Source organism: Methyloversatilis sp. (assembly GCF_965284615.1).
Lineage (GTDB): Bacteria > Pseudomonadota > Gammaproteobacteria > Burkholderiales > Rhodocyclaceae > Methyloversatilis.
Genome location: NZ_OZ260098.1, coordinates 4,229,167 through 4,255,914 on the forward strand (window position 1 = coordinate 4,229,167; position 26,748 = coordinate 4,255,914).

The window sequence follows — 26,748 nt, forward strand, 5'->3', positions numbered from 1 at the left end:
CGCGGCGTAGTCACCCGTCCATGCGCACTGCGCGCACGGCATCGATGGCGAGCGCGCGGCGGGCACCGATCAGCGCGGCGATGGTGGCCGCCGCCAGCATGGCCAGCACGATGCCGGCGAGCAGACCCCAGGGCACCACCCAGTCCATGCTCCAGTGGAAGGACTGCCGGTTCACCACCTCGATCAGCAGCGCACTCATCGCGAAGCCGGCAAGCAGACCGAGCAGCAGGCCGGGCACGGTTGACAGCAGGCCCTCGGCGGCGAGTTGCGCAGCGATCTGCCGGCGCGTGAAACCGACGTGGCGCAACAGGCCGAACTCGCGCACGCGCGCCGCGGCCGACGCGGCGAAGGCGGCGGCGATGCCGGCCAGACCGATCAGCGCCGACGCCGCCTCCAGCGCGTAGGTGGCGGCGAAGGTGCGGTCGAACACGCCGAGCGACAGCCGGCGGATGTCCTCGCTCGACGTCAGCTCCAGCGCGTCGCCGGCGCCGCTGGCGTCGCGCAGTGCCGCGGCGACCTCGCCCGGGTCCGCGCCATCGGAGAGCCAGAGGCCGAAGTCGTCGGCCAGCCGGTCGCCGGTCAGCGCGCGGTAGCGTTCGAGGTCGATCACCAGCGCGCCGTGCTGCCGCGCGTAGTCGCGCCACAGGCCGGCCACCTGCACGCGCAGCGCGCGCCCGGCGAGCGGCAGCTCGACCTCGCTGCCGGCACGCCAGCCGTACAGGTCGGCCATCGCCTCCGACGCCCACACGCGCGGCAGTGCGCCCGGCGGCGCCATCGATCCGACGCGCGGCAGCACCCGTCCGGCGTCGTCCGGCAGCGCCCGCGCGATCAGCGCCACCGGCGGCAGGTCGGCGCGCAGCAGCAGCGACTGGTGACGCAGTACGTTGACGCGGGCAACGCCGGGCACCGCCGCCAACCGCCGCTCGACCTCGTCCGGCCACGGCCGGTCGCGGTCGCCGCGGATATAGAGCTCGGCCGGCAGCACGTCGCCCAGCCAGCGATCGACCGACGCGCGGAAGGACGACACCATGACGGCCATTGCAACGATGAGCGCACTGGCCGCCAGCACACCGGCCGCGCTGCGCGACGCGAAGCCCGGCTCGGCGCGCAGCCGCGCGGCGGCCAGCGTCAGCGGCAGGCGGCTGCCTTCGGGCAGCGCCCGCGCCAGTGCCGCCGCGAGCGGTGGCACCGCCAGCACCGCGCTCGCCAGCACGCAGCCGATGGCCAGATAGCCACCGAGCGGTAGCCCGCCCAGCGCCGGCTGTGCCGCGGCAACGGCGCCGAGCCCGAGCAGCGCCAGCAGGCCGACGGCCCGGCGGCGATTACCCAGCAGGCGCAACGGCGGCGTGAACACCCCGCCGCGCAGTGCCTGCGCCGGCGTGATGGCCAGTGCGTCGCGCGCCGGCCAGGCGGCGCCGGCTGCCGCCGACGCCACGCCGAGCAGGCCGAAGCCGATGCTGGCCGACACATCGAAGCCCAGTTGCGGCGCCGCGCCGGCAATCAGGCCGGCGCCCAGGTCGCTGCCGATCAGATGGAGCGCCAGCGCCGCCAGCGCGTGACCCAGCGCGATGCCGATGGCGGCACCGGCAGCGCCGAGCAGCGCGCCTTCGCCGACCAGCAGCCGCATCAGCTGAGCGCGCGTCAGCCCGGCCGCGCGCAGGAAGGCGATCTCCGACACCCGGCGGGCGATCGCCGCCGCCTGCGTCGCCGCCACCAGGAAACTGCCGACCGCCAGCGCGATCAGCGCCAGCAGGCCGAGATTGACGCGATAGGCGCGCGACAGCCGGTCGGCGCGCTCCAGCGCCTGCGCCGGCGTCTGCAGCGTCACGTCGGCCGGCAGTGCGGCGGCGATGCGCCCGATCGCATCAGCGCGCGCCACGCCCGCGTGAAGGCGCAGCGCGACGCGGTGAATGCGGCCGGCGCTGCCCAGCCGCCACTGCGCGTCGCCGATGTCGGTCACCGCCAGCACCGCGCCCTCGCCGGCCGCCGGCAGCCAGCCGGCAACGCGGAAGGCGTGACCGCGCAGCGTCAGCGTGTCGTCCGGCTGCAGGCCGAGTGCGCGACCGGCCGCGTGGCTCAGGTAGAGCGTGCCCGGCTGCATCAGGCGGCCGATGCCGTCGGCCGGCGGCAGCAATGTGGGCTGCACGGCGGCAGCGCGGAAGGCGTCGATGCCGATCACGCGCAGCTTCAGCGTGCGGCCGGCGTGCGCGACCTCGATCTCGCGCTCGACCAGCGGACTGGCCGCCGCCACGTCGGGCAACGCGGCCAGCCGGGGGTAGAGCATTTCGTCCATGCCGCGCGGCGCCACCGCCTCGACGTCGGCGCTGCCGGACACGCTGCGCAGGCCGGATTCAAATTCGTCGAGCGCCGCCCGGTGGATGGCCGACACCGCGACACCAAGCGCCACGCCGAGGGCGATGGCGAGCAGCGCCAGCGCGCTTGCACCGCGCCGCGCCGAACGCCACAGCAGCTCAAGCATCGTGCAGCCGACCGTCGCGCGCCAGCCGCAGCACGCGGTCAGCGCTGGCCGCCATCGCCGCCGAATGCGTCACCAGCAGGCCGCAGGCGCCGCTCGATTTCACCGCGTCGCGCAGCAGCGCGGCGACGCGCTCGGCGTTGTCGGCGTCGAGGTTGCCGGTCGGTTCGTCGGCCAGCAGCAGGCGCGGGCGATGCACCAGCGCACGGGCGATGGCCACCCGCTGCAGCTCGCCGCCGGACAGCCGGGTCGGGCTGTCGCCGGCACGCTCGCCCAGACCCACCGCGTCGAGTTGCGCGCGGGCGCGGATTGCGCGCTCGCGAGCCGGCAGGCCGGCCAGCGCCAGCGGCAGCGCGACGTTGTCGGCCAGACTGAGCCAGGGCAGCACGTGGAAGGACTGGAACACGAACCCGACCTCGACCCGCCGCCACAGCGTGGCCGCGTCGTCGTCCAGCGCGGACACCGTGTGCGCGCCGAAGTGGACGCTGCCGGCGTCCGGCCGGTCGAGCCCGGCGACCAGATTGAGCAGCGTCGACTTGCCGGCACCGGATTCGCCGATCACGGCGACGTATTCGCCCGGCGCGACGCTCAGGTTGACAGCGTCGAGCAGCAGGCGCGGCGGCGTGCCCGGCAAGGTCTTGCGGAGTGAATGAAGGGTGAGCACGGCCGATGGACTGCGCGCCGCGCGCCGGGTTCAGCCGCGCGTGGCGAGGAAGTGGCGGAACTCGCTGGCGTCCATCGGCCGCGCGTACAGATAGCCCTGCGCGATCTCGACGCCCTGCTCGCGCAGATAGTCCGCCTGCTGTTCGGTTTCGACGCCCTCGGCCACCATGTGCAGGCCGCGCGTGCGGGCGATCTCGGCAATGTGCGGCACCAGCGGCGCGTGCGGCGTTTCGGAACCGATGGTGCCGACGAAGGCGCGGTCTATCTTCAGCGCATCGACCGGCAGGTCGTGCAGATAGGACAGGCTGGAATAGCCGGTGCCGAAGTCGTCCAGCAGCACCTTGTGGCCGGCCTCGCGCAGCCGCGCCAGCACCGCGCCGGCCGAGCCGGCCTGTATCAGGTTACGCTCGGTCAGTTCGAGTTCGATCTGGCTGCGGCGGATGCCGTTGCCGTCCAGCGCATCGGCCAGCAGTTCGGTCAGGTCGCCGCGCTCCAGATCGTGCGAGGCAAGGTTGAGCGACACCGTCAGCTCCGGCCGGCGCTGCAGCAGATCGCCGATTTCGGAAATCGCGGTGCGCAGCACGCGGGCGGTAATCTCGTGCTCGAAACCCGAATGTTCGGCCAGATGCACCAGGTCGTCGGTACTCATGACCGGCTCGTTCTGATCGGGCCAGCGCACCAGCAGCTCAGCGCCGACGCAGCGACCGTCGGACAGGCGGATCTGCGGATGGTAGGCCACGCGCAGTTCGCCGCGGCGTATCGCCGACAACAGTGCGCTGGCCGGCGAGAAGTACTGACGCGCGAAGCGGCGCACCGCCCACATCAGCATCGTGCTCACCAGCACGCCGAGCAGCGTCATCATGACCAGCGGCTCGGTCCATGCGGCCATCAGCTGGGCGCGCGACTGCGCGCCGACGGCGACGATGGGCAGCTGCGCCGACTGTGCGACGGCATACAGGCGATCGCCCTGGATGCGCTCGCGACCGGTCACCGCGGTATCGATCATGCTCGGCAGCAGCGGCTGGTCGAGGTGGGCGAGCGGCAGCCAGTCGGTGGTGCTGAGCACCGCCAGCTGGGTATCGCCGACCGCGCGCGCCTGGAAGTGACTGGCGTGGATCAGTGCGATATGGCTGCCGCGGCCGATGGCCACCGACGGCCGCGCGTCGTCGAGCGTGTGGGTGACGCGGAACCAGATCTGCCGCCCCTTGCCGTCCGACCAGTCGGCCGCCGGCAGCACGCGATGCGCGTCGCTGCCCATGCTGCTGCAGGCGATCTGGCCGTTCTCGACATAGGCGATCTCACGCACGAAGGGCGTGCAGTAGGCGATCTGCCGCAGCCGCTCGATATGGGCCGGCGAGCAGGCTGGCTGCGGGAAACTCTGCAGACCGCCCAGTTCGGACTGCGCGTCGTCGAACACCTGCTCGGCGCGTGCCAGCGCCTGCTGCGCCAGCGCATCGAGGTGCTGGCTCTCCACCCGCAGCGTGTAGGCCCAGGAGAAATAGAGCGCAGCCGCCACCGGCAGCAGCCCGGCAAGCAGGGCAGCCACGGTCAACAGCGTGGTCAATGCGCGACGTCGCATCGGAGGCGTTCTTCGTTTATGGCGGCCGCTCGGGCGACCTTGTTCTTGATGTGCACAGAGGCGGAAGTTTAAGCGCTTGCGACCCTGTCGAAGCGCGCCCGTGGCGCAATCTTCGTGCTTTTTTGTGAATGCCCGGCGTCAGCGCACGGTGAGCAGCAGTTCGACGCGTGCCTGCACCGGCGTCAACGCGCCGGCCGACGGCAGCGCCTGCGTGGTCGTTTCGACGATGCTGCCTCGGCCGATGCGGGTGGCGCGCAGCACCGCGACGCCCGCCGCCTGCGCGCGCAGCAGCGCACTTTCGAGCGCAGCGGACAGCGTGCCGTTGCCGGTGCAGGCGGCGACGATGCCACGCGCGCCGAGCGCCACCAGCGCATCGACCAGTGCACCATCGACCCCGGCGGCGCTGACGACGATGTTGACGCGCGGCCAGTCCTCGCGCTGCGTGCAGGCGAGGCCGAGCGCCTCGCCCGCCGGCCAGTCGCGCAGTTGCCGCAACCGTCCCTCTTCGATGTAGCCGAGCGCACCGGCGTCACCGGAATCGAAGGCGTCGATACGGAAGGGGTGTACCTTGCGCACGTCGCAACCGGCGTGCACCGCGCCGGCGACGCAGGCGAGCACGCCACGCGCGCCGGTGAGCGCGGCGACCCGCACCGCGTCGAGCAGGTTCTGCGGGCCGTCCGGCGCCAGCGCGTTGGCCGGGCGCATCGCAGCGGTCAGCACCACCGGCTTGGCAGGTGCCAGCACGCGGTGCAGGAAGTAGGCGGTTTCCTCCAGCGTGTCGGTGCCGTGCGTGATGACGATGCCAGCCACCTCGTCGCGCGCCAGGTGGTGAGCGACGCGCTGCGCCAGTGCGCGCCAGATGACGAAGGACATGTCCTTGCTGTCAACCTGCGCGACCTGCTCCGCTTCCAGCGCGAAGCCGGCCAGCGCCGGTATCGCCGCCAGCAGATCGCCGACGGCGATCTGCGCCGCGGTATAGCCGACGTTGTCGCCGGCCTGCCGGGCCTGACCGGCGATGGTGCCGCCGGTGCCGAGGATGACGATGCGTTTCATCGTGTCGGTTCGCGAGTGAAGTTGCCGCATTCTCGCGGAGCGCTCGCGGCACGCGCAAGCGCGCGCGTGGTCGAAGCCGGCGACGCGGCTTCACAGGTCGCCGCCGCTTCGGACACAATGCAGGCCGCCGGGCACCCGCGGCGGCTTGCCCGCCGTCGGCGCTGGGCCGCCTCTCACTGGATCTCATTCATGCGCGTACTGTTCTTCTTCGCCGCCCTCGGCTTCGCCATCGTCGGCATGTCCGGGGTGACGCTGAGCCTGCTCAACCTGATCGACGAAAGCCAGACCGGCGGCTGGCCGCTGTGGCAGTCGCTGATCATGACCGCGGTCGGCGTCGCCGGCTTCCTGTTCTGCCTGATCAAGGTGATACGCGGCGTGCGCGAGGAAACACCGCCCGCGCCGCCGAAGCAGGTCGACTGACACAGCGCCCGCACGGCGGAGGACGACGGCATGGCCCTGGACGTGATGGCGGTCGTGCTGTTCGCGGCACTGCTGCATGCCGGCTGGAATGCGCTGGTGCGCAGTTCGCAGGACACCTTCGCCGACACCGTGTTCATGGTCGGTGGCGCCGCGCTGTGGGCGGCCTGCCTGTTGCCGCTGCTGCCCTTGCCGGCGCCGGCCAGCTGGCCCTGGCTGGGCGCTTCGGTGCTGGTCACGTCGTCGTCTACTTCTCACTGGTGGCACTCGCCTACCGCGGCGGCGAGCTGGGTCTGGCCTATCCGCTGATGCGCGGTTCGGCACCGCTGCTGACCGCACTGGCGGCGACGCAGCTGCTCGGCGAACGGCTGTCGCCGGGTGCATGGACCGGCATCCTGCTGATCGGCGGCGGCATCCTGCTGCTGGCCGGCGACGCCCGGCGCCGCGGCCACCTGCACCTGGGTTCAGCAGCGCTGGCGCTGGTCAACGGCGCGGTGATCGCCGGCTACACGCTGATCGATGGCCGCGGCGCGCGCCTGTCCGGCTCCGCCTTCGGCTACACCGCGTGGATGCTGCTGCTGACCGGTCTGGCGCTGGCTCTGCTCTTCTGCCTGCAGCGTGGTCGAACCGGCCTGGCCCGGCTGCGCGGCAGCGGCCGGCGCGCGCTGATCGGTGGCGCCGGCACGCTGGCGTCCTACGCGCTGGTGCTGTGGGCGATGACGCGCGCGCCGATCGCGCTGGTGGCGGCGCTGCGCGAAACATCAGTGGTGTTCGCGCTGCTGATCGCCGCCGGCGTGCTGAAGGAGCCGGTCAGCCGGACGCGCGTCATCGCCATCGTCGTCGTCGGCACCGGCGCAGTGGCGCTCCGCGTGCTGCAGTAAGCGGGCGCTAGCCGCGCGCCGCGCGCAGCTTGGCCGGCGTGGTGCCGAGCCGTGCGCGCAGCACGCGCGTCATGTGCGCCTGATCGGAAAAACCGCAGCTGGCCGCCACCTCCTTGACCGCCAGATCGCCGGCGGCGAGCAGCTGGCGCGCGCGTTCGACGCGACGGTCGATCACGAAGGCGTGCGGCGCCCGCCCCTGTGTCTCGCGGAAACGGCGGTGGAAGGTGCATACGCCGAGGCCGGCCGCCTCGGCCATGTCCTCCAGCGTCAGCGCTTCGTGCAGGCGGCTGTCTATCAGGTCGAGCACGCGGCGCATCTGTGCCGGTGACAGGCGGCCGCCCGGCAGGTCGTGGCGGAAGGTGACCTGGGCGTACTTGCGCAGCAGATGCACGGCCAGCTGCGTGCCCAGCGTCTCCGCATACAGCGGGCCGCCCATCTCGGGCTGCACCGCCTCCTGCGTGATGGCGTCGGTGATCGCGAGCAGCGTCGGGTCGCGCGTACACAGCACGTCGTGCAGCCTCACCTCGGCCACCGGCCTGTCCATCACCTCGCCGGCCACGCGCGACATCAGGCTGTTCGACAGATAGACGTGCGACACGTCGATCTGCTGTGTCCAGTGCCAGTGCGAGGCCTCCGACATGGTGAGCAGCGAGGCATCACCCGGACGGCAGTCGGCGCGCGACCAGCGCTGGTCGAAGCAGCGGTCCATCGGCGTCTGGCCGGCGGCGTAGCGCACGACCATGAAGTGGTCCAGCGGCGGGATCGGCACATCCAGCCCGGCATAGCGGTAGGAGCGATGGCCCACGCCCTTCCAGCCGAGGTTGTCGCTCGACGAAAGCACCTCGCCGGGCACCCATTGGGGCAGTTCTTTCGGCGTGATGATGTTCGGCATGTCGTTCTCCCCCGACGAGAAGGCCGGGCGCGGTCCACTGCGCCGCCGGTCACGCCTGCCGGCACAAGCCGGCAGGCAGGGGCAGCTTAGCAGAGCGTCCGGCGCGCCGAGGTTGCAGCGCAGCGAAACCGCCGCGCGCTCAGCCGGCAGGCGTGGCGAGCAGCTCCGCGAGGTGGGCGTCCACCTGCGCCACCATCGCCGGGTCGGTGCCCAGCAACGCGAAGTGGCCGTCGATGCTGTCCAGCACGCGCAGTTCGCTGCCGGCCACCAGGCGCTGCTCGCGGCGGCAGTCCTCGGGCGGGAAGAACATGTCGTGGCTGATCGGCATCACGTACATCTTCGCGCGCACGCGGGCCAGTGCGGCCGCAAGGTCGCCGCCGGCGTGGCGGCTGACGTCGCCACGCTGCCACTTCCACGCCATGCACAGCAGGTCGTTGGCGTCCATCGGACCGAAGTAGCCGACCATGAAGCGATCGACGAAATCGGCGACCGACTCGAAGCCGAGCACGCGGTGCCGTCCTTCGCGGAAGAAATCGACACTCCAGCCCATCACCGTCCACAGTTTGGCGTGACGGCGCAGGCCGTCGATCACGTCGTACGAGGCGGCGTAGCGGCCGCCCTTGAAGTTCGGGTCGGTGACGATGGCTTCGATCAGTGTCTCGGCGAACAGGTAGTCGTGTTCGCTGTTCTTCGCCGTGCCGGCCAGCGGCGCCGCGCGCAGAACGCGCTCGGGAAAGCGCACCGCCCATTCCCAGGTCTGCTGCGCGCCCATCGAACCGCCGACCACCAGCGCCAGCTTCTCGATGCCGAATTGCTGCGACAGCAGGCGCTGCTGCGCACGCACGTCGTCGCCGATGCGCACACGCGGAAAGCGCTCCATCGCGATGGCGCCGTCGCTGTTGTGCGGCGAGGTTGACAGCCCGCTGCCGATCTGGTTGATCTGCACGATGAAGTACTTGTCCGGATCGAGCGCGTGGCCCTTGCCGATGTAGACCTGCTCGATGATCTTGCTGGTGCCCGAGTACCAGGTGGGCACCAGGATGGCGTTGTCCTTGCGCGCGTTCAGCGTGCCGTGCGTGACCACGGCCAGCCGGCAGTCGGGAATCGTGCCGCCCTCCTCCAGCTCCAGCGCACCGATGCTGATGAGCTCGTAGGGGCCGTGCATGTCCTGGCTGTAATAGTCGTTCTGGATCATCTTCCTGCTCCTCCGTCGTCGCCGTCACCGGGTGGTGCGGCGCTGTGTCCGGGCCCGGCCGGCGATGCCGGCCGGGTGCATCGCCGATCAGGCGAAGGTGAAGCCGCGATAGCCGCTGGCCGCGACCTCGTCGCACTTCTGACGGTAGGTGCCGACGCCGCCGATGTAGGACAGCAGGCGGCGCGGCTTGCCGGCGACGTTGGTGCCCATGTACCAGGAGTCGGTCTTCACCACGAGCGTCCTGTTCGCCGTCTCGTCGTGGTGGGCGACCCACTGGTCCTGCAACGCCTTCGACGGCTCGATCACCTGCTGGCCCTTGTCGCGCATCGAGCGGATGCAGGCGGTGATCCAGTCGACCTGCTGCTGCAGGCAGGTGGTCATGTTGCACAGCGCAGCCGACGGCGCCAGCGGCGCGCCGGTGGTGAACAGGTTGGGATAGCCGTGCACCTGCAGGCCCATCGTGGTGCGGATTTCCTGGCCCCACTCCTCCTTCAGCGAACGGCCCTCGCGGCCGCGGATGTCGATGCGGGTGAGCGCGCCCGAGCCGGCGTCGAAGCCGGTGGCGAGCACCAGGATGTCGAGCGCATGGACGGTGCCGTCGGCGGTCATGACGCCCTCGGGCACGATGCGCTCGATCGGCGCCTGCTTCACGTTGACGATCTCGACATTGGGCTGGTGGTACACCTCGAGATAGTTGCTCTCCAGCGGCACGCGGTGGGTGCCGAAGCCGTAGGTCGTCGGAATGAGCTTGTCGCACAGCGCCGGGTCCTTGATGCGCGCACGCATCTTGTCGCGCACGAATTCGGACACCACGGCGTTCACCTTCTCGTCGAAGAACATTTCGGCGAAGGAGGCCAGCCACAGCGACAGCGATCCGTCGGCCCACAGCCGCTCCAGCACTTCGGTGCGCTGCGCCGGCGTGAGGTCGGCCCAGGCGCCGTTCTCGAAGTCGTATTCGAAGCCGGAGAAGGTGTGCGCCACGCGATCGCGGATCTCGGCGAAGCGCTCGCCCTGCTTGGCCCAGTCGGCCGGGCTGTACTTCGGGTTGCGCATCGGTATCACGTACTGCGGCGTGCGCAGGAACACCTTCAGGTGGCCGACCTGCGGCGCAATGGTCTGGATCACCTGGATGCCGGTGGCACCGGTACCGACCACGCCGACCCGCTTGCCGACGAACTCGACCCGTTCCTTCGGCCAGCGTGCCGTGTGGAAGATCTGCCCCCGGAAGCTGTCCTGCCCCGGGAACACCGAGGTCAACGGCGCCGACAGCATGCCTGTGCAGCAGATCAGGAAGCGCGCCGTCACCGTGTCGCCGGCGTCGGTGGTGACCGCCCACTGCCGCTTCGCTTCGTCGTAGCGCGCCGCGGTGACGCGGGTGTCGAAGCGGAAGTGCTTGCGCAGGTCGGCGCGATCAGCGACGTAGTTCAGCCAGCGCTCGGTTTCCGGCTGCGCCGGGAAGCGCTCGCTCGGCTGCCAGTTCTTGAACATGGCCTCGTCGAACCAGTACTGGTAGATCTCCGCCTCGGAATCGAAACGCGCGCCCGGATAGCGGTTCCAGTACCAGGTGCCGCCGACGCCTGACCCGGCTTCGAAGCCCTGCACCGACATGCCCATCTCGCGCAGCCGATAGACCTGGTACAGCCCGGCCACGCCGGCCCCGATCACCACCGCGTCGAAGGTGTTCGCGCCGTCGGTCGCTCCCGCCGCTTTTGCGGCCACAGTTGCTTCGCCCATCTTCCCCTCCGTCATTTTGGCTATGTGCAGAACCCGGAATGCCCCCGCGCAGGGCGGGACCATCTGGCGCTGACTGTAGGGATGGGCGGACGGACGGGCTTGAACAATCCCGGCAAATCTTTGAACGATCCGGGAGAGGGCTGCGGGGGAATGTTCGCGAGGCCGCCCGGCTCAGGTCGGGGACAGCCCGGAGGCGGGGCACGCACGAAAAGAAAAAGGCCAGTTCCGGAGAACTGGCCTTTTGCTTACTGCATCTGGTGGGTTGTGAGTGGCTCGAACACTCGACCTACGGATTAAGAGTCCGCTGCTCTACCAACTGAGCTAACAACCCGGAAACTGGCTTCGCGTACTGCTTCGGCCCACCGAGTGGTGGGTCGGGCGAGACTCGAACTCGCGACCAACGGATTAAAAGTCCGCTGCTCTACCGACTGAGCTACCGACCCTCGCCTTGCGAAGACCGCGGACTATAGGTGAGCGAAAGGGCTCTGTCAACCCGGAATTTGACTCCAGACACACCTTGCAGCTCAGTCGCGCATCAGCCACCACATGGTCGCCTTCATCGTCAGCGCCGAGCCGGCGATGATGGAGAGCAGCGCAATCGCAGAACCCAGCGCCAGCGTCGATACGCCGGTGATGCCCTGGCCGACGCTGCAGCCGGAGGCGAGCACGCCACCGATGGCCATCAGCGCGCCGCCGATGCCGTGACGCAGGACGTCGGCGGTGCCGCGGAACCACTCAACGCGGAATTTTCCGCTGGCAAGGGCATGGATAAAGGCGCCGACAACGACGCCGGCCAGCGCCATCAGGCCGAAGTTGAGCAGCGCTGTGTTGGTCGGATCGAGCAGCCAGCGCGCGCCGTCGGCCATCGGGCCGACGAAGGTGTAGGACTGCGCCTCGACCCGGCTCGGCATGACGTCGGCAAATTCGGCCCACTCCTTCCACGCCGCCGCGCGCGGGCCGGCGGTCAGCCACCAGCCCGCCAGCACCGCCAGACCGAAGCCGATGCCGCCGGCCACATGGTCGATATTGCGGCGGAAATCGGCCGAAGCGAAGGCCCACACGGCCAGCGCGGCGGCGATGATCCAGGCCAGTGCGCGATTCAGCGTGGCGGCGTCACCGCCGACCGCACCGGCGACGACGGAACCCAGCGCCTGTGAGTCGATGCCGCGGGCGTCGAGCGACAGCGTCCAGTCGTTCATCCAGCCGAAGGTGCTGGCATAGAAGTCGGTGAAGATCATCAGATAGGCGAACACGGCGCCAACCGCCAGCACGAACAGCGACTTCAGGTTGCCGCCGCCGATTCGCACCAGCGTCTTGTTGCCACAGCCGCTGGCCAGCGTCATGCCGACGCCGAACATCAGGCCACCGACGATGTAGCGCAGCCAGGCGAGTTGCGGCGTGCGGTAGGGCGGATAGGTGGTGCTGAGGTTGACCACGCCCGCCGATTCGAGCCCGACCAGGCCGGCCATCGCGGTGGCGATCGCCAGCATCCACGAGCGCATGCGGCCGAGGTCGCCGATATTGATCCAGTCGGACACCGCACCCATGGTGCAGAAGCCGGTGCGCGAGGTCAGCGCGCCCAGCGCGACAGACAGCGCGAACACGGCTGCCAGTGTTTCGGTGTGGATGTTCAGTTCCATCGTCGTTCCGGAGCGGTAACGCCGCCCCGGAATGCGGGACGACGGTTCAGCGGTAGCGCGTCGGGTCCGCCACCCCGGCTGCCGCGAATCCCTCGCGCCGCAAGCGGCAGGAGTCGCACACACCGCAGGCGCGGCCTTCATCGTCGGCCTGGTAGCAGGACACGGTCAGCGCGTAATCGACGCCGAGCTGCGCGCCGGCACGGATGATACCCGCCTTGGTGAGGTCGATCAGCGGCGCGTGCACGGTGAGCCGCGCGCCCTCGACCGCTGCCTTGGTCGCCAGGTTGGCCATCGCCTCGAAAGCCTTGATGTACTCCGGCCGGCAGTCGGGGTAGCCGGAGTAGTCCACCGCATTGACGCCGCAGAAGATGTCCTGCGCGCCAAGCACTTCGGCCCAGGCGAGCGCCAGCGACAGCATGATGGTGTTGCGCGCCGGCACGTAGGTGACCGGGATGCCGGGCACCACGCCGCCGGTCGGCACGTCGATCGCGCTGTCGGTCAGCGCCGAGCCGCCGAAGGCGCGCAGATCGAGGGCAATGGTACGGTGGCTGGCTGCACCGAGCGCCGTAGCCACCCGCTCGGCAGCCACCAGCTCCGCCCGGTGCCGCTGGCCGTAGTCGAGCGACAGGCAGTGGCAGTCGAGCCCCTGCGCACGCGCCATCGCCAGCACGGTGGCCGAATCGAGGCCGCCGGACAGCAGCACGACCGCGGCCCTGCCGCCTCTGCCCTGCCCGCTCACTTCTTCTGCGCCGCCTGCTTGATGCGCTGGCGCGCGACGTCGGCCGACGGCGTGCCCGGATACTGGGCGATCACCATGTCCAGCGTCTTCTTCGCACCCTTGGCATCACCCTGGATCTGCTGCGTGTTGGCCAGTCCGATCAACGCTTCCGGCGCCCGCACGTCGGCCGGCCATTGCGCATGCACCTGCTGGTACAGCTCGGCGGCGCGCGAGTAGGCCTTGGTCTGGAAGGCGGCGCTGGCCGCCCAGTAGTGGGCAGCAGGCTGGAAACTGCTTTTCGGCCAGCTCTTGATGAAGGCTTCGAAGGCCAGCTGCGCCTCGGCGTACTTGCCGCCCTTGAGCAGGTTCAGCGCTGCCTCGTAGTCGCGCGGCTCGGCTGCCGGGTTGACCTCGGGCTCGGCCGCAGCGACCGGCTTCGTTTCCAGCGCACGCAGGCGGGTGTCGAGATCGAGGTAGAAGTCCTTCTGCCGCTTGGTGGATGCCTCCAGCTCGTAGGTGAGCACCTCGACCTGGCCGCGCAGCTTGGCAATTTCGCCGCGCAGCGCCTCGATCTGGTTGCTCAGATCGAGCTGCGTGCGCTGCGACTGTTCGAGCTGCGTTTCGAGCTTGCCGATACGCGCCTTGGTATCGGCGCGCAGGTCCTCGATGCGCTGGCGCGCGATCTCGTCATCGAACAGCGCAGCCCGCGCCGGAGCCGCGACGATGAACAGCGCGGCGAGCGCCGCCGCGACCCCGTTGCGGGCCTGCATCAGAACTCACCCGAATAGAGCATTTCCGAGCGGCGGTTCTCGGCGTACGACGCTTCGTCGCTGCCCATCATGCGCGGCTTCTCTTCGCCCAGGCTGACCGACTCCAGCTGCGCTTCCTGCACGCCCAGCAGCATCAGCGCGCGCTTGACCGCTTCGGCCCGCTTCTGGCCCAGCGCCAGGTTGTACTCGCGCGAACCGCGCTCGTCGGTGTTGCCCTGGATGAGCATCTTGAACTTCGGGTTGGCGGTCAGGAACTTGGCGTGCGCCGAAATCAGGCTGGCGTAGCTGTCCTTGATGACGTAGCTGTCGTAGTCGAAGTAGATGATGCGCTTGGACAGCGGGCTGTTCGGGTCCTTCAGCTGGGCGAGCAGCGCCTCTTCGGCGGTCATCTTCTTGCCGTTGACCGACGGCGGCGTCACCGGCGACACGGAGGGGCCGGTCGGTGCGGTCGGAGACTTGTCCTCGGTCGGCGCGGCGGGTTGCTCCGGACCGGTGGACGAGCAGCCGGCCAGCACGGCCAGCGTCAGGGCTGCGATGGAAAGCTTGGTATGGGTGCGCATGGTGTTGGCCTCTCTGGTTTCGCTACTGCGTGGGGTTGTGACGGTACTTACGGTTTGTTGAACGGGCCCCAGGCCGGCTCGCGGACATCGCCGCCAGCCTGCCCGGACAGTTTCTGCTTGACGCGGCCGTCGGCCGACACCGCCGACAGCACGCCGCGTCCACCGATCTCGGAGGCATACAGGATCATCCGGCCGTTCGGTGCGAAGGACGGCGACTCGTCGCGCGACGAGTCGGTGAGGATCTGCGTCTGCCGCGTCGCCAGATCCATTGCCGTGATCTGGAAGCGGCCGCCGTTGCGCGACACGTAGGCCAGCGTCTTGCCGTCCGGCGACAGGCGCGGCGTCACGTTGTAGCTGCCTTCGAAGGTAATGCGCTCGGCGTTGCCGCCGCTGGCCGGCACGCGATAGATCTGCGGGCTGCCGCCGCGGTCAGAGGTGAAATAGATGTACTGGCCGTCCGGCGAAAACTGCGGTTCGGTGTCGATCGAGCTGGATCCGGCCACGCGTGTCAGACCGCTGCCGTCGGCGTTGATCGTGTAGATCTGCGACGAGCCGTCCTTGGTCAGCACGACGGCCAGACGCTTGCCGTCCGGCGCCCAGGCCGGCGCGGAATTCGATCCCTTGAAGTTCGCCACCACCGAGCGCGAGGTCGAGGTCAGCGAATGCACGTAGATGATGGGCTTCTTCGCCTCGAAGGACACATAGGCGAGGCGCGTGCCGTCCGGCGACCAGGTCGGCGAGATGATCGGATCGGCCGAGCGCAGCGCGATGCGCGGGTTCTGCCCGTCGGCGTCGTCGATGGTCAGTTCGAAGCGTGTGCCCTTCTTCACCACGTAGGCGATCTGCGTGTTGAACACGCCGCGCTCGCCGGTCATCTTTTCGTAGATGAAGTCGGCGATGCGATGGCCGGTTTCCCGCACGGTGGCCGGCGCGAACACGAAAATCATGCCGTCCGGCTTGCCCTGCCGCGCGATGTCGTACAGGCGCATGCGCACCTCGTAGCGCCCGCCCGGCACCGGCAGGATGCTGGCCAGCGCCAGCGCGTCGGCACCGCGGTCCTTCCACTGGTTGAGGTTGACGGCGGCGTCCTGGTGCACCGGGCTCGAGCCCGGGTTGACCAGCTTGAACAGACCGCTGCGCTCCAGGTCGGCGCGCACGACGCCGACCAGCGCCTGCGGCAGCAGGCCCTCGCCGGCGAAATTGGCGATGGCGATCGGAATGCGGTTGGCACCGGCACCGGTGATTTCGACCGTGAGCTGGGCGTGGGCGAACTGCGCGGCGAACAGCAGCGCGGCGGCCATCAGTCTGAAGAGCTTGATCATCGGATCCTTTCCGTAAAGTGTCTGCAGGCGCCGGTCACTCGGCCAGCGGCCGGAATTTCAGTTCCAGGTTGCGCTCGAATACGGCCGGGTCTTCCGGCTTGGGCAGCGGCGACGACTTCACGATGGCGCGCAGTATCGCCGCATCCAGCGCCGCATTGCCGGTCACTGTCTCAATTTGGGCTCGCCGACCACCGAACCGTCGGGCAGCAGCGAAATTGCCACCACCGCTTCCGGATTGCCGGACACGCCGGGCGGCACCACCACGTTGGGCTTCACCTTGGCGCTGATGCGGCCGGCCCAGGTTTCGCGCGCCTTGCTGCGCGCGCCGTCGGCTGCCAGCTTGGCCATCAGATCGGCTTCCTGAGCGGCCTGGCGGCGCATCTGGTCGGCGCTTTCGCGCGCCAGCGATTCCTTCAGCAGCTTGTCCTGCAGCTCCTGCTCCAGCCGGTTGTCCGGCTTGGCCGGCGCCTTGGGCTCCGGTTTCTTCTCGACCTTGGGCTCGGGCTTGGGTTCCGGCTTCTTTTCAACCGGCTTCGGCCTGGGTTCGGGTTTCGGCTCAACCTTGGGCGGCGTCTTCGGCTTCGGCGGCTCCTTGATCGCGATGTCCGGCTTCGGCGGCGGCGGGGGCGGTGGCGGTTCCACCACCGGCTCCGGCTGTTTCTCGACCACCGGTTCCGGCGGCGGCGGCGGACGCACCGGTGCCTCGATCGGCGGCAGGCTGCCGACCAGCTCGACCTGCACCGCGGCCGGCTGGCTGGTCTGCCAGCGCACGCTGTAGAACAGGAACAGACCGAGCAGCAGGTGCATGCCGGCGGCCAATGCGGCCGACTGCCACTTGCCGGGCTGCGGACGATTCAGGGCGAGATCGCGCATCAGCGGGCCGGTTTCGCGTTCTGCCCGGTCTGCACCAGCAGGCCGATGCGGGTAAAACCATTGCCCTGCAGCGTATCCATCACGCGCAGGATTTCCTCGTAGCGCACCGCCTTGTCGCCGGCCACGACCAGCGCGCGACCGGCGTCGCCACCCTGCATGTCGCGCAGGCGGCTCACCAGCGTGTCACGCGTGACCGCCTCTTCCTTGCCACCCTTGTCGCGGTCGCGCAGCGCGAGCTTGCCGTCAGCCTTCACCATCACCTCGATGGGCTGCGCCGGCGTCTGCGAGGCCTGGCCAACGCTGGGCAGTTCGATGCTGCCGGTCGGCGTGGCCTGCGGCGCGACCATGAAGATGACGAGCAGCACCAGCATCACGTCGATGTAAGGCACGACGTTGATCTGGTTCATCATGCGGCGCTGTCTTCTCATCGCGGCTTACCGGGCCTGACGCTGCAGGATGTTGGAGAACTCTTCCATGAAGCTCTCCCAGCGGATGGAAATGCGGTCGATGTCGTGCGCGAAGCGGTTGTAGGCGACCACCGCCGGGATGGCGGCGAACAGGCCGATCGCGGTCGCGACCAGCGCTTCGGCGATGCCCGGCGCGACCTGGGCCAGCGTGGCCTGACCGACGTTGGACAGGCCGCGGAAGGCGTTCATGATCCCCCAGACGGTACCGAACAGGCCGATGTAGGGGCTGACCGAACCGGTTGACGCAAGGAAGGCGGTGTGCGATTCCAGCTCGTCCAGCTCGCGCTGGTAGGTGGCGCGCATCGCGCGCCGGGCGCCGTCCACGGCCGTGGCGGTGTCGATGTTCTGCCGCCCGCGCAGCTTGGTGAATTCGCGGTAACCCGCCTCAAAGATGCGCTCCATGCCGCCAGCGTTGTGGCGGTCGTTGGCCGCGCTCTGGAACAGCGCATTGAGGTCGCCGCCGGACCAGAACTCAAGCTCGAACTTGTCCGAACTGAGCCGCGCCGCGCGGATGGCGAAGGACTTGCGGAAGATCCAGTACCAGCTCATGAAGGAAATGCCGACCAGCAGCGCCATCACCAGCTTGACCAGCAGGCTGGCCTGCATCACGAGCGAAATGATCGAAAGGTCTTCGGAAAGATTCATGTGAGGGAGGGGACTGAAGGCTGGATGGAAGGAAGAAGACGCTCACGCAGCGCCGCGGGCAGCGATACCGGACGGTTCTTCGCCATGTCGATCGACACCACACGGACCCTGCCGTCGAACAGCAGTTCGTCACCGCGGTAGAGGCGCTGCACGAAATCGACCGCGGCACGCGTGGTTGACGCGATGTGGCTGCGCACTTCGAGCATGTCGTTGAAGCGGGCTGGCTTCAGGTATTCGCCCTGTACCGAACGCACGACGAAGCCGACGCCCGCCGCCGCCATCTCGACCTGGTCGAAGCCGAGCGCGCGCAGCCATTCGGTGCGCGCACGTTCGAGAAAGCGGAAGTAGTTCGCGTAGTACACCACGCCGAAGCTGTCGGTATCTTCGTAGTAGACGCGTACCGGCCACGAAAAGCCGGCAACGTGCTGCGCTGGTGAAGTCATGGCGCGGGATTTTACCCGACCCGCGCCCCCGGCTTTGCGCAGGGCAGCAAATTCGCTTGGAAAGGGGATGTAACAGCCTGGCGGCGGAGAGACCTGCACCCTGAAATCGGGCCCGACGGCGGCATGGAGCGCTTCTGTGGGAGCGACCTCTGGTCGCGATGCGGCTTCCGCGGGCCTCGAACTCCGATCAAGGTTGTCATCGCGAGCAAGCTCGCTCCCACGCAACCCCGACCCTGCCAGATCGGCGCGTCCGGCAAGAAACCTGCTCCGAGCCGTGACCGGGAGCACTCCTGTTCCTAGCGGGAAGGACCTGTCAGCCGCATGCTCACAGATCGTCGAGCTTCTCCAGCATCTGCCTGGCACGCTCGCCTATCGCCGCCCGCTCGGCCGGCGCGAGCTTCTGCAGATTCTTCGCCATCAATGCGGTGCGCGGATTGGCGGCGAATTCGGCCTCGTGGCGGTCGAGGAAATGCCAGTACAGCACGGTCACCGGACAGGCCGCCTCACCGCTGCGCGCCGACGGGCTGTAGCGGCAACCGTCGCAGTAGTTGCTCATGCGCTGGATGTAGGCACCGCTGGCAACGTAGGGCTTGCTGGTAAAGCGGCCGCCGTCGGCGTACAGCGCCATGCCGGCCACGTTCGGCAGTTCCACCCACTCGACCGCGTTGACATAGACCGCCAGATACCAGTCCTCGACCTGCCGCGGGGCAATCTCCGCCAGCAGCGCGAACTGGCCGGTCACCATCAGGCGCTGGATGTGGTGGGCGTAGCCGTGGCGCAGCGTCTGGCCGATGGCGGCGCGCATGCAGTTCATGCCGGTGTCGCCGGTCCAGTACCAGCGTGGCAGCGCGCGGACATGGCCATAGTGATTGGCGTCGCGCAGGCGCGGCATGTCCAGCCAGTACATGCCGCGGATGAATTCGCGCCAGCCGATCACCTGGCGCACGAAGCCCTCGACCGACTGCAGCGGCAGGCCGCGCTCGCGCCAGGCGGCCACCGCGGCGGCGACCACTTCGCGCGGCGACAGCAGCTTCAGGTTCATCGCCGCGCTCAGCCGCGCATGCCACAGCCAGGGTTGGCCGGTCCACATCGCGTCCTGGTGGTGGCCGAACAGTTCGAGCCGGTGCTCGACGAAGTCGGCAAGGGCGGCCAGCGCCTGTTCGCGCGTGACCGGCCAGTCGAAGACGTCGGTCGAGCCCGGGTGGCCGGCGAAGCGCGCCTCGACTTCGGCAATCACCTCGCGGGTGATCGCGTCCGGCTCGAAGCGCAGTGGCGGTGGCACCAGGCCGGGCCCCTTGCGGCCGAAGCCGCTGCGGTTGTCGGCGTCGAAGTTCCAGCGGCCGCCCGCCGGCTCGCCACCCTCCATCAGCACGCCGTGGCGCTCGCGCATCATGCGGTAGAAGAACTCCATGCGCAGCTGCCGGTACTTCTTCGCCCAGTCGGCAAAACCGGTGCGCGAAATCATGAAATGAAGGTCGTCACGCAGATCGAGCACCACCCGCTCACGCTCGCACAGCGCGCGGATCGCCTGTTCCAGCCGCCATTCGCCCGGCTCGACCAGCACCAGCTTGCCGGGCGCGTGGCGGCGCAGCCGTGCGGCAAGTATGTTGACCAGGTCTTCGCTGTCGCCGTCGCCCAGCGCGCGGTAATCGACCGTCCAGCCACGGTCACGCAGCGCGTCGGCGAAATGGCGCATGGCCGACAGGAAGAGCGCGCTGCGCGCCTTGTGGCTCCAGACATGGGTCGATTCGCCCGCCGCCTCGATCATCAGCACGCGATCGCGGGCCGGATCGAAGCCTTCGAAGGCGGCCGACGCGTGATCGAGCTGGTCGCCGAGCACCAGAACCAGATGGCGGACATCAGTCATCTGCGCATCCTTTGCGGCGGCAGGCCTCGGAGCAGTACTTCACCTCGGCCCAGTTGTTCCGCCAGGCGCGGCGCCATGTCATGTCGCGGCCGCAGACCGCACACGGCTTGCTTGGCAGGAAGGATTTGTTGCCCTTGTGTCGGGACTTCATCGACGTTCTCGCGGTCTTGGTGCCCGCCTCTGGACAGTCTGCCCGCCTGCGGGTTTCATCCGCTGCGCCCGTAACCGGAATTCACTCAAGCGAACCGTACACCTGCCCGATAGAGCGTTGATGAAGACAGCCCCTTTCCCGGATGACGAGGCGCAGCGCCTGCAGGCCTTGCGCGATCTGTGCGTGCTCGACACACCGCCGGAACCGGCGTTCGACGCGCTGACCGCGCTGGCGGCGCAACTGTTCGACATGCCGGTAGCGCTGGTGAGCCTGATCGACGAATCGCGCCAGTGGTTCAAGTCGGCGCACGGACTGTGCCTGCGCGAAACGCGACGCGACGCCGCGCTGTGCACGCACACCATTGTCTCGCCGCGGGGACGCATGGTGATCGAGGACACGCTGAACGATCCGCGCTTCGCCGACAACCCGCTGGTGGTCGGCGCGCCCGGCATCCGCTTCTATGCCGGCATCACCCTGCTCAACCCGGACGGCCTGCCCTTGGGCACCTTCTGCCTGATCGATTTCAAGCCGCGCAGCCTCGACCTTCGCCAGCTGGACCAGCTGGGCGCGCTGGCAGCGCAGGCCGAAGCGCAGCTGCACCTGCGCATGCGTGTACAGCAGCTGCATGCGCTGACGCGGGAACTGCGCCAGCAGCACGAACTGCTTGAACGCCAGCGGCAGGCGTTGCAGACGCGCTGCGAGGAGCTGGCAACCGAAGTCCATGTGGACGCGCTGACCGGCAGCGGCAACCGCCGCGCAGGGGAGGCGCGACTGGGCGAGGAGTTCGCGCTCGCCAGCCGGCTGCAACTGCCGCTGTCCGTCTGTCTGATCGACGTCGATCACTTCAAGGACGTGAACGACAGCTACGGCCACCCCCACGGCGACGAGGTGCTGCGTCGCGTAGCCCGGCTGATCGGCGAGGCGCTGCGCGCCAGTGACTACGTCGCGCGCTTCGGCGGCGAGGAATTTCTGGTCGTGCTGCCGGGCGCCGAACCGGTGACCGCGCGCGCCGTCGCCGAGCGCATCCGCACGCACGTCGCGGACGCGCGCTGGGAGCGCCCGCCCGTGCTCACCATCAGCGCCGGCGTTGCCAGCCGCAGTTCGACCACCACGTCGCCCGAGCACCTGCTGCAACACGCGGACAAGGCGCTCTACCGCGCCAAGGCCGGCGGGCGCAACCGGGTCGAATGCGGGCCGGCGCCGGCCAGCACGCACGGCGACTGAAGCACGGTCTGCCGACCGGGCGGCTTCAACGCGCCAGCGCCGCCGTGCGCTGCGCCATCTGCGGCGTCATGTCCACCGAACCGTCGGCGTCCACCCGCAGCGCCATCGCGATACCCATGCGTTCAGCCAGCGCGCGCCAGCCGTCGCGACCGACGATGAACAGCGGCTTGCTGTCGGCGTCGGAGCGGGCACCGGCCTGCGGGCCTGCCGGCATCAGCACGGTCAGCGACTGGGTGTGACGCACCGGCTCGCCGCTGCGCGGGTCGATCAGGTGGCACAGGCGCTCGCCGTCCAGTTCGAAGAAGCGCTGGTAGTCGCCGGAGGTGCCGATCGCCTCGCCGTCGTGCAGTTCGACCGTGGCCAGCGCCTCCGGCTTGCGCGGGTGCTGGATGCCGATGCGCCACGGCGTGCCGGCCTTGCTGCCCAGCGCCATCACGTTGCCGCCGATGTTGACCAGCGCACAGCAGACGCCGCGTGCACGCAGGATGGCGGCGGCGCGGTCCAGCGCATAGCCCTTGCCGTAGCCGCCGAGGTCGAGCTGCACCGCCGGGTTGCGACTGGACACCGTGGCGCCACCGTCCGGTCGGGGGGTGATCACGAGATCGGCCATGCGCGGCTTCGCCGCGACCAGCGCGTCGCGCCGGGCGGCTTCGGGCCGCCGCGGCACGAATTCGTCGGCGTGAAAGCCCCAGGCCTCGACCAGTGCGCCGGCGGCCGGATTGAACAGGTCCTCGCCGCGCGCGGCGGCGGCCTGTACCTCGACCAGCAGCGCGGCGGTCTCGGCATCGACGTCGGCCGTCTGCCCGGCCGCGAAGGCGGTGTTCAGCCGCGTCAGCTCGGACGGCTGCCAGGCGTGCAGTTTGCGGTGCAGGCGGTCGAACTCACGCAGCACCTCACCCAGCGCGTCGCGCGCCTGCGTGAGGTTGAGGCCGTACACGACCACTTCGACGCGGGTGCCGAAAACGAAGGACTCCTGGCGCTCGACCGGCTCCTTCTTGCCGCAGCCGGCGAGCAGCGCAAACAGGAGCAGTGCGGCGGCGAAACGCTCAGCGCGTCGTCGCACGTTCAAGCGCATCGACGAACATGGCGGCCACGTCGAAGCCGGTCTGTTCGGTGATTTCGACGAAGCAGGTCGGGCTGGTGACGTTGATCTCGGTCAGCCGGTCGCCGATCACGTCCAGCCCGACCAGCAGCAGACCGCGCGCCGCGAGGATGGGCCCGAGCTTGCGCGCAATCGCGAGGTCGGACTCGGAGAGGGGCTGGGCGACGCCGCGACCGCCCGCGGCCAGGTTGCCACGCGTTTCGCCGGCCTTCGGGATGCGCGCCAGACAGTAGGGCACCGGCTCGCCGTCGATCAGCAGCACGCGCTTGTCGCCCTGCGCGATCTCCGGGATGAAGCGCTGCGCCATCAGTGTGCGCGCGCCGTCCTCGGTCAGCGTTTCGATGATGACGTTGCGGTTGGCGTCGTCGGCGCGCACGCGGAAGATGCGCGAACCGCCCATGCCATCGAGCGGCTTCAGGATGCAGTCGGTGTGCGAGTCGATGAAGGCATTGATGGCGGCGACGTCGCGGCTGACCAGCGTCGGCGTGATCAGCTCCGGGAATTCGCAGATCGACACCTTCTCCGAGTGATCACGGATGGCGCGCGGATGGTTGAACACGCGGACGCCGGCGGCGACCGCGCGCTCGAGCATCCAGGTGGCGGTGATGTACTCGAAATCGAAGGGCGGGTCCTGACGCATCAGCACGGCGTCGAATTCGCGCAGTGCACGCGGCTGCGTCTCCAGCGCCACGTACCAGGGCACGTGGCTGCGCTGCGGCTGGATGCGGGTCGCGGTCACCATCACCTCGTCGCCGTGCAGGCTCATGCTCGGGCGCTGGATGGTCCAGATTTCGTGACCGCGCCGCGCCGCCTCGCGCATCATCGCGATGCTCGAATCCTTGGCCGGCTTGAGCTTGTCGAGCGGATCGACGATGAAGGCGAGGCGCAGGTTCATGTCCGCTTCAACCCCTCAGTTCCGCTTCGAGCGCCTCTTCCGCCGCACTCATCGGCAGGCCGCGCTCGAGTTCCAGGCTGGCCGCGACCAGCGCGAGGCGGGCCACCACGCCATAGGCATAGAAGCGGTTGGGCGGCGCGTCCGGCGCGCAGCCCGGGTCGGGCATCGAGCAGCAGGACTCGAAAGCCAGCGGCTTGAAGTGCATGCCCGGCGCATTCAGGTTCTCGTCGATGCCGCGCTCGCCATGCACGCGATAGAAGCCGCCGACGACGTAGCGATCCATCATGTAGACCACCGGTTCGGCCGCGCCGCCATCGACACTTTCGAAGGTGGGCACGCCTTCCTGGATCAGCACCGAGCTGACTTCCAGCCCCTCCTTCACCACCGCCATCTTGTTGCGCTGCTTGCGGTTCAGGCCGACCACCTCGGACGGGTCGCGCACCGTCATGATGCCCATGCCGTAGGTGCCGGCGTCGGCCTTGACGATGACGAAGGGCTCGTGATCGACGCCGTGCTGCTGGTACTTCTCACGGATGCGGGCGAGCAGCGCACCGACCCGGGTCGCCAGACATTCCTCGCCGCTGCGTTCCTGGAAGTTGATGTCGCCGCACACGTCGTACAGCGGGTCGATCAGCCACGGATCGATGTCCATGACCGACGAGAAGCTGCGTGCGACCTCGCTGTAGGCATCGAAGTGCTGCGACTTGCGGCGCGTGGTCCAGCCAGCGTGCAGCGGCGGGATGAAGGTCTGCTCATTGACGTTCTGCAGCAGCTCGGGCACGCCGGCCGACAGGTCGTTGTTGAGCAGGATGGCGCATGGATCGAAACCGGCGACGCCGATGCGCCGACCGCCGGGCAGGCGGATCAGCGGTTCAACCGTCAGCGTCTGGCCGTCGCCAAGGTCGAGCGGCGTCGGGCCGGTGAGATCGGGAATCAGGCTGCCGATGCGCACGTTCAGACCGGCCAGCTTCAGGATCTGCGCCAGCCGGGCGACATTGCGCAGATAGAACTGGTTTCGCGTGTGGTTTTCCGGCACCAGCAGCAGGTTGCGTGCCTCCGGGCACAGCTTCTCGACGGCCGTCATGGTGGCCTGCACGCACAGCGGCAGGAATTCGGCGTTCAGGTTGTTGAAGCCGCCCGGAAACAGGTTGGTATCGACTGGCGCCAGCTTGAAGCCGGCGTTGCGCAGATCGACCGAGGCATAGAAGGGCGGGCTGTGCTCCAGCCACTGCGAACGGAACCACTGTTCGATGTCGGTCTGGCGTTCGAGAAATCGGCTCTCCAGCGCGAGCAGCGGGCCGGTGAGCGCGGTGGTCAGGTGAGGCACCATGGGCGTGAGCGGGCGCGATCCGCAATGAGGTTCAGGCGCGCGGATTCTACACCCGCAGCCGGGGTCGCCTCCCCGGTCCGGTACAATCCGGGCTTCTTGCGCATCCGCGCATGCCACACCCTAGTGAATTCCATGCTGTCCGCTTCCAACATCACCATGCAGTTCGGCGCCAAGCCGCTTTTCGACAACGTCAGCATCAAGTTCGGCGACGGTTACCGCTACGGTCTGATCGGCGCCAACGGTGCCGGCAAGTTGACCTTCATGAAAATCCTCGCCGGCGTGCTCGAACCGACCGCCGGCAACGTGTCCATCGACGCGCACGAGCGCATGGCCTTCCTGCGCCAGGACCAGTTCGCGTTCGAGGACCAGCGCGTGCTCGACGTGGTCATGATGGGCCACGCCGAAATGTGGACCTGCATGAAGGAAAAGGACGCGATCTACGCCAATCCGGACGCGACCGAAGAGGACTACATGCGTGCCGCCGAACTGGAAGGCCAGTTCGCCGAATACGACGGCTACACCGCCGAGGCGCGCGCCGGCGAACTGCTGCTCGGCGTCGGCATCCCGACCGAACAGCACAACGGCCCGATGAGCCAGGTCGCACCGGGCTGGAAGCTGCGCGTGCTGCTGTGCCAGGCGCTGTTCGCCAACCCGGACATCCTGCTGCTCGACGAACCGACCAACAACCTGGACATCAACACCATCCGCTGGCTCGAACACACGCTGAACGAGCGCAACAGCACGATGGTCATCATCAGCCACGACCGCCACTTCCTGAACCAGGTGTGCACCCACATGGCCGACCTGGACTACGCGACCATCCGCCTCTACCCGGGCACCTGGGACGACTATATCGAGGCGTCAACGCAGGCGCGCGAGCGGGCGTCAGCGGCCAACGCGAAGGCGAAGGAACGGGTGGCCGAACTGCAGAGCTTCGTGCGCCGCTTCTCGGCCAACAAGTCGAAGTCGAAGCAGGCCACCTCGCGTCTGAAGATGATCGACAAGATCAAGATCGAGGAATTCAAGCCCAGCTCGCGCCAGTACCCGTGGATACGCTTCGACTACGACCCGAAGGAGAAGCTGCACCGGCAGGCGGTCGAACTGGACAACGTGGTGTTCGGCTACGACGGCGGCCCGCAGATACTGAAAGGCTTCACCGCCACCTTCGACGGTGGCGACCGGGTCGCCATCATCGGCGAGAACGGCGTCGGCAAGACCACCTTCCTGAAGCTGCTGGTCGGTGAACTGACGCCGCAGCACGGCTCGATCAAGTGGGCGGAAAAGGCCCGCCTCGGCTATTTCGCGCAGGACCATTCAGCCGATTTCGACAGCGACGCCAACCTGACCGACTGGATCAGCGGCTATGTGCGCGAGGGCGGCTACGAGGGCGACGACGCGATCACGCTGATCCGCGGCACGCTCGGCCGCCTGCTGTTCGGCGGTGACGACGTGAAGAAGGCGGTGCGCGTGCTGTCCGGCGGCGAGCAGGGCCGCATGATGTTCGGCCGGCTCATGCTGCAGCGGAACAACGTGCTGTTGCTCGACGAACCGACCAATCACATGGACATGGAATCGATCGAGTCGCTGAACGCCGGCCTCGACGCCTTCGACGGCACGCTGTTCTTCGTGTCGCACGACCGCGAGTTCGTGTCCACGCTGGCCACCCGCGTGCTCGAAGTCCGCGGCGACGGCCAGATCGTTGATTACCGCGGCGGCTACGAGGACTACCTCGCCAGCCAAGGCATCGACGACTGAAATGAGGCCCCCACGCTCACTGCGTTCGCAGCCCCCAAAGGGGGCTGCGTTCGCCCTTGGGGCGGCCCTGCGGGCGGCGCGGCGTCCTTTGCATCC

The 26,748-nt window shown here is 68.8% G+C and carries 25 protein-coding genes, 2 tRNA genes and 1 pseudogene; 5 read left to right on the plus strand and 23 right to left on the minus strand.

Annotated elements, in window-relative coordinates:
- Positions 1 to 10: 10 nt before the first annotated feature.
- The 4 genes from ACQ66H_RS20055 to ACQ66H_RS20070 form a co-directional block, all read right to left on the minus strand.
- Positions 11 to 2,479, minus strand: a complete 2,469-nt coding sequence (locus tag ACQ66H_RS20055) for an FtsX-like permease family protein (RefSeq protein ID WP_430435483.1) — start codon at positions 2,477 to 2,479, stop codon at positions 11 to 13.
- Complete coding sequence (locus ACQ66H_RS20060; RefSeq protein ID WP_430435484.1) at positions 2,472 to 3,140, minus strand: ABC transporter ATP-binding protein; 669 nt, start codon at positions 3,138 to 3,140, stop codon at positions 2,472 to 2,474. Before ACQ66H_RS20060 ends, ACQ66H_RS20055 begins: the two co-directional genes overlap by 8 nt.
- Positions 3,141 to 3,170: 30 nt before the next feature.
- Positions 3,171 to 4,718, minus strand: coding sequence for an EAL domain-containing protein (locus ACQ66H_RS20065; RefSeq protein WP_430435485.1), 1,548 nt, complete (start codon positions 4,716 to 4,718; stop codon positions 3,171 to 3,173).
- Positions 4,719 to 4,856: 138 nt separating this feature from the next.
- Positions 4,857 to 5,771: an asparaginase gene (locus tag ACQ66H_RS20070; RefSeq protein WP_430435486.1), complete on the minus strand. Its 915-nt coding sequence runs from the start codon at positions 5,769 to 5,771 to the stop codon at positions 4,857 to 4,859.
- A gap of 189 nt (positions 5,772 to 5,960) precedes the next feature.
- On the opposite strand from ACQ66H_RS20070, the gene ACQ66H_RS20075 reads away from it, so the two are divergent.
- Genes ACQ66H_RS20075 through ACQ66H_RS20085 form a run of 3 tightly spaced genes read left to right on the plus strand, consistent with a single transcriptional unit; the run spans position 5,961 to position 7,069 of the window.
- On the plus strand, positions 5,961 to 6,191 hold the full coding sequence (locus tag ACQ66H_RS20075) for a hypothetical protein (RefSeq protein ID WP_024300751.1): 231 nt from the start codon (positions 5,961 to 5,963) through the stop codon (positions 6,189 to 6,191).
- A gap of 30 nt (positions 6,192 to 6,221) precedes the next feature.
- Positions 6,222 to 6,497: a hypothetical protein gene (locus ACQ66H_RS20080; protein WP_430435487.1), complete on the plus strand. Its 276-nt coding sequence runs from the start codon at positions 6,222 to 6,224 to the stop codon at positions 6,495 to 6,497.
- Complete coding sequence (locus ACQ66H_RS20085) at positions 6,449 to 7,069, plus strand: EamA family transporter (RefSeq protein ID WP_430435488.1); 621 nt, start codon at positions 6,449 to 6,451, stop codon at positions 7,067 to 7,069. The genes ACQ66H_RS20080 and ACQ66H_RS20085 overlap by 49 nt, the downstream gene beginning before the upstream one ends.
- 7 nt (positions 7,070 to 7,076) lie before the next feature.
- Here ACQ66H_RS20085 and ACQ66H_RS20090 read toward each other — a convergent pair whose 3' ends face one another.
- The 16 genes and pseudogenes from ACQ66H_RS20090 to ACQ66H_RS20165 form a co-directional block, all read right to left on the minus strand.
- Positions 7,077 to 7,961, minus strand: a complete 885-nt coding sequence (locus ACQ66H_RS20090) for a helix-turn-helix domain-containing protein (protein WP_430435489.1) — start codon at positions 7,959 to 7,961, stop codon at positions 7,077 to 7,079.
- 139 nt (positions 7,962 to 8,100) lie between these two features.
- The gene (locus ACQ66H_RS20095; protein ID WP_430435490.1) at positions 8,101 to 9,156 is read right to left on the minus strand and encodes an alpha/beta fold hydrolase; all 1,056 of its coding nucleotides are present in this window, start codon (positions 9,154 to 9,156) and stop codon (positions 8,101 to 8,103) included.
- An 87-nt stretch (positions 9,157 to 9,243) separates the two neighbouring features.
- The gene (locus ACQ66H_RS20100; RefSeq protein WP_430435491.1) at positions 9,244 to 10,890 is read right to left on the minus strand and encodes a flavin-containing monooxygenase; all 1,647 of its coding nucleotides are present in this window, start codon (positions 10,888 to 10,890) and stop codon (positions 9,244 to 9,246) included.
- 255 nt (positions 10,891 to 11,145) lie between these two features.
- Positions 11,146 to 11,221: transfer RNA gene (locus ACQ66H_RS20105), tRNA-Lys, on the minus strand.
- 36 nt (positions 11,222 to 11,257) lie between these two features.
- Positions 11,258 to 11,333 (minus strand) — tRNA-Lys (locus ACQ66H_RS20110).
- 81 nt (positions 11,334 to 11,414) lie between these two features.
- On the minus strand, positions 11,415 to 12,530 hold the full coding sequence (locus tag ACQ66H_RS20115; protein WP_430435492.1) for a YeeE/YedE family protein: 1,116 nt from the start codon (positions 12,528 to 12,530) through the stop codon (positions 11,415 to 11,417).
- A gap of 46 nt (positions 12,531 to 12,576) precedes the next feature.
- Positions 12,577 to 13,269, minus strand: a complete 693-nt coding sequence (gene queC, locus ACQ66H_RS20120; protein ID WP_430435493.1) for a 7-cyano-7-deazaguanine synthase QueC — start codon at positions 13,267 to 13,269, stop codon at positions 12,577 to 12,579.
- Positions 13,266 to 14,018: a tol-pal system protein YbgF gene (gene ybgF, locus ACQ66H_RS20125; RefSeq protein WP_430435494.1), complete on the minus strand. Its 753-nt coding sequence runs from the start codon at positions 14,016 to 14,018 to the stop codon at positions 13,266 to 13,268. Before ybgF ends, queC begins: the two co-directional genes overlap by 4 nt.
- On the minus strand, positions 14,018 to 14,578 hold the full coding sequence (pal, locus tag ACQ66H_RS20130; protein ID WP_430435495.1) for a peptidoglycan-associated lipoprotein Pal: 561 nt from the start codon (positions 14,576 to 14,578) through the stop codon (positions 14,018 to 14,020). Before pal ends, ybgF begins: the two co-directional genes overlap by 1 nt.
- Positions 14,579 to 14,625: 47 nt before the next feature.
- Entirely contained in the window at positions 14,626 to 15,900 is a 1,275-nt protein-coding gene (gene tolB, locus ACQ66H_RS20135; protein WP_430435496.1) for a Tol-Pal system beta propeller repeat protein TolB, read from the minus strand.
- A gap of 34 nt (positions 15,901 to 15,934) precedes the next feature.
- Positions 15,935 to 16,773: pseudogene (locus tag ACQ66H_RS20140) on the minus strand (energy transducer TonB).
- Complete coding sequence (locus tag ACQ66H_RS20145) at positions 16,773 to 17,183, minus strand: ExbD/TolR family protein (RefSeq protein WP_430435668.1); 411 nt, start codon at positions 17,181 to 17,183, stop codon at positions 16,773 to 16,775. Before ACQ66H_RS20145 ends, ACQ66H_RS20140 begins: the two are co-directional and overlap by 1 nt.
- Positions 17,184 to 17,207: 24 nt before the next feature.
- Positions 17,208 to 17,885, minus strand: a complete 678-nt coding sequence (gene tolQ, locus ACQ66H_RS20150) for a protein TolQ (RefSeq protein ID WP_304000683.1) — start codon at positions 17,883 to 17,885, stop codon at positions 17,208 to 17,210.
- Positions 17,882 to 18,328: a tol-pal system-associated acyl-CoA thioesterase gene (gene ybgC / locus ACQ66H_RS20155; protein ID WP_425763758.1), complete on the minus strand. Its 447-nt coding sequence runs from the start codon at positions 18,326 to 18,328 to the stop codon at positions 17,882 to 17,884. Before ybgC ends, tolQ begins: the two co-directional genes overlap by 4 nt.
- Before the next feature lie 325 nt (positions 18,329 to 18,653).
- Positions 18,654 to 20,195: a cryptochrome/photolyase family protein gene (locus ACQ66H_RS20160; protein WP_430435497.1), complete on the minus strand. Its 1,542-nt coding sequence runs from the start codon at positions 20,193 to 20,195 to the stop codon at positions 18,654 to 18,656.
- Positions 20,188 to 20,346, minus strand: coding sequence for a DUF2256 domain-containing protein (locus tag ACQ66H_RS20165; protein WP_081627163.1), 159 nt, complete (start codon positions 20,344 to 20,346; stop codon positions 20,188 to 20,190). Before ACQ66H_RS20165 ends, ACQ66H_RS20160 begins: the two co-directional genes overlap by 8 nt.
- Before the next feature lie 120 nt (positions 20,347 to 20,466).
- Between ACQ66H_RS20165 and ACQ66H_RS20170 the strand changes: the two genes are divergently transcribed.
- A complete protein-coding gene (locus ACQ66H_RS20170) occupies positions 20,467 to 21,570 on the plus strand; it encodes a diguanylate cyclase (RefSeq protein WP_430435498.1) in 1,104 nt (367 codons plus the stop codon).
- 25 nt (positions 21,571 to 21,595) lie between these two features.
- Here the strand turns inward: ACQ66H_RS20170 and ACQ66H_RS20175 are convergent, their stop codons facing one another.
- From ACQ66H_RS20175 to gshA, 3 genes are read right to left on the minus strand one after another with little or no spacing between them, the layout of a single operon-like run.
- Positions 21,596 to 22,645 carry an FAD:protein FMN transferase gene (locus tag ACQ66H_RS20175; RefSeq protein ID WP_430435499.1) on the minus strand — a complete coding sequence of 350 codons (1,050 nt, stop codon included), beginning with the start codon at positions 22,643 to 22,645 and terminating at the stop codon, positions 21,596 to 21,598.
- The gene (gene gshB / locus ACQ66H_RS20180; RefSeq protein ID WP_430435500.1) at positions 22,617 to 23,567 is read right to left on the minus strand and encodes a glutathione synthase; all 951 of its coding nucleotides are present in this window, start codon (positions 23,565 to 23,567) and stop codon (positions 22,617 to 22,619) included. The genes ACQ66H_RS20175 and gshB overlap by 29 nt, the downstream gene beginning before the upstream one ends.
- A gap of 7 nt (positions 23,568 to 23,574) precedes the next feature.
- Entirely contained in the window at positions 23,575 to 24,897 is a 1,323-nt protein-coding gene (gene gshA / locus ACQ66H_RS20185) for a glutamate--cysteine ligase (RefSeq protein WP_430435501.1), read from the minus strand.
- Positions 24,898 to 25,029: 132 nt separating this feature from the next.
- On the opposite strand from gshA, the gene ACQ66H_RS20190 reads away from it, so the two are divergent.
- Entirely contained in the window at positions 25,030 to 26,652 is a 1,623-nt protein-coding gene (locus ACQ66H_RS20190; protein WP_430435502.1) for an ABC-F family ATPase, read from the plus strand.
- The last annotated feature ends 96 nt before the right edge of the window (positions 26,653 to 26,748 follow it).

Bases quoted from the DNA above. Each gene is read 5' to 3' on its own strand.
- ybgC (WP_425763758.1), bottom strand. From the start codon at position 18,328: ATGACTTCACCAGCGCAGCACGTTGCCGGCTTTTCGTGGCCGGTACGC.
- ACQ66H_RS20175 (WP_430435499.1), bottom strand. From the start codon at position 22,645: ATGCGCTTGAACGTGCGACGACGCGCTGAGCGTTTCGCCGCCGCACTG.
- ACQ66H_RS20095 (WP_430435490.1), bottom strand. From the start codon at position 9,156: ATGATCCAGAACGACTATTACAGCCAGGACATGCACGGCCCCTACGAG.
- ACQ66H_RS20075 (WP_024300751.1), top strand. From the start codon at position 5,961: ATGCGCGTACTGTTCTTCTTCGCCGCCCTCGGCTTCGCCATCGTCGGC.
- ACQ66H_RS20160 (WP_430435497.1), bottom strand. From the start codon at position 20,195: ATGACTGATGTCCGCCATCTGGTTCTGGTGCTCGGCGACCAGCTCGAT.
- ACQ66H_RS20065 (WP_430435485.1), bottom strand. From the start codon at position 4,718: ATGCGACGTCGCGCATTGACCACGCTGTTGACCGTGGCTGCCCTGCTT.
- ACQ66H_RS20070 (WP_430435486.1), bottom strand. From the start codon at position 5,771: ATGAAACGCATCGTCATCCTCGGCACCGGCGGCACCATCGCCGGTCAG.
- ACQ66H_RS20145 (WP_430435668.1), bottom strand. From the start codon at position 17,183: ATGATGAACCAGATCAACGTCGTGCCTTACATCGACGTGATGCTGGTG.
- pal (WP_430435495.1), bottom strand. From the start codon at position 14,578: ATGCGCACCCATACCAAGCTTTCCATCGCAGCCCTGACGCTGGCCGTG.
- ACQ66H_RS20165 (WP_081627163.1), bottom strand. From the start codon at position 20,346: ATGAAGTCCCGACACAAGGGCAACAAATCCTTCCTGCCAAGCAAGCCG.
- gshA (WP_430435501.1), bottom strand. From the start codon at position 24,897: ATGGTGCCTCACCTGACCACCGCGCTCACCGGCCCGCTGCTCGCGCTG.
- ACQ66H_RS20170 (WP_430435498.1), top strand. From the start codon at position 20,467: ATGAAGACAGCCCCTTTCCCGGATGACGAGGCGCAGCGCCTGCAGGCC.
- ACQ66H_RS20090 (WP_430435489.1), bottom strand. From the start codon at position 7,961: ATGCCGAACATCATCACGCCGAAAGAACTGCCCCAATGGGTGCCCGGC.
- ACQ66H_RS20190 (WP_430435502.1), top strand. From the start codon at position 25,030: ATGCTGTCCGCTTCCAACATCACCATGCAGTTCGGCGCCAAGCCGCTT.
- gshB (WP_430435500.1), bottom strand. From the start codon at position 23,567: ATGAACCTGCGCCTCGCCTTCATCGTCGATCCGCTCGACAAGCTCAAG.
- ACQ66H_RS20100 (WP_430435491.1), bottom strand. From the start codon at position 10,890: ATGGGCGAAGCAACTGTGGCCGCAAAAGCGGCGGGAGCGACCGACGGC.
- tolB (WP_430435496.1), bottom strand. From the start codon at position 15,900: ATGATCAAGCTCTTCAGACTGATGGCCGCCGCGCTGCTGTTCGCCGCG.
- ACQ66H_RS20080 (WP_430435487.1), top strand. From the start codon at position 6,222: ATGGCCCTGGACGTGATGGCGGTCGTGCTGTTCGCGGCACTGCTGCAT.
- ybgF (WP_430435494.1), bottom strand. From the start codon at position 14,018: ATGCAGGCCCGCAACGGGGTCGCGGCGGCGCTCGCCGCGCTGTTCATC.
- tolQ (WP_304000683.1), bottom strand. From the start codon at position 17,885: ATGAATCTTTCCGAAGACCTTTCGATCATTTCGCTCGTGATGCAGGCC.
- ACQ66H_RS20055 (WP_430435483.1), bottom strand. From the start codon at position 2,479: ATGCTTGAGCTGCTGTGGCGTTCGGCGCGGCGCGGTGCAAGCGCGCTG.
- ACQ66H_RS20115 (WP_430435492.1), bottom strand. From the start codon at position 12,530: ATGGAACTGAACATCCACACCGAAACACTGGCAGCCGTGTTCGCGCTG.